We start from the raw sequence: 596 nt of genomic DNA, 5'->3' as shown, positions 1-596 counted from the left end.
GAGCCAGTTCGACGGTGACCTCGGTGAGGGACTTCGGCGTGTAGTACGACGCGGAGGTCTGCCGGTCGCGGCCGGCCAGCCGGTAGACGAACTTGCCCCGGGAGTGAACCACGCGTTCGGCGGCACCGGTTTCGTCGTTCACACGGCGGACGAACACCTCGTCCGGGTAGTCCTGGACCTGCGAAGCCTTGATCATCCAGCTGCCGCCGGAGGGGTCGCCGGCCTTGGCGACCTCCCACAGGTCCTCGTCGGCGATGAAGCCGGTGTACGACATCAGGCCCTCGTACACCGCGCCGAGCTGGTTGATGCCGAGCTGGGCGTACGAGATGAAGCCGCCGCGCTCCTTCCCCTTGCCCTTCGTGAGCATCAGGCGGCGCAGTTCCTCGCGGGCGTAACGGACGTGCCGGGCCTCCTCGATGACGTGGATGCGGGTCACGCCGCGCACGAGGGGCTGGATGCGCTCGTCCGGGAAGGTCAGGCGCTGCATCCAGTCGAGGATCTCCTCGCCGAGGAGGGTGCAGGCGAAGGAACCGGGGGTGGTGGAGACCGTCTTGAGGATCCGCGCCAGGTTGTGGTGGGTGCGGTACACCGGGTAG

General features: G+C 68.0%; 1 protein-coding gene. It reads right to left on the bottom strand.

Annotated features, from left to right (window positions below):
• Positions 1-596 (bottom strand): diiron oxygenase (locus G3I71_RS51990; protein ID WP_239149774.1); only part of this gene is annotated, 596 nt, incomplete at both ends.

Source organism: Streptomyces sp. SID12501 (genome assembly GCF_010550245.1).
Lineage (GTDB): Bacteria > Actinomycetota > Actinomycetes > Streptomycetales > Streptomycetaceae > Streptomyces.
The sequence above is the reverse complement of the archived record's forward strand: the minus strand, read 5'-3'. Positions and strand labels throughout refer to the sequence as shown.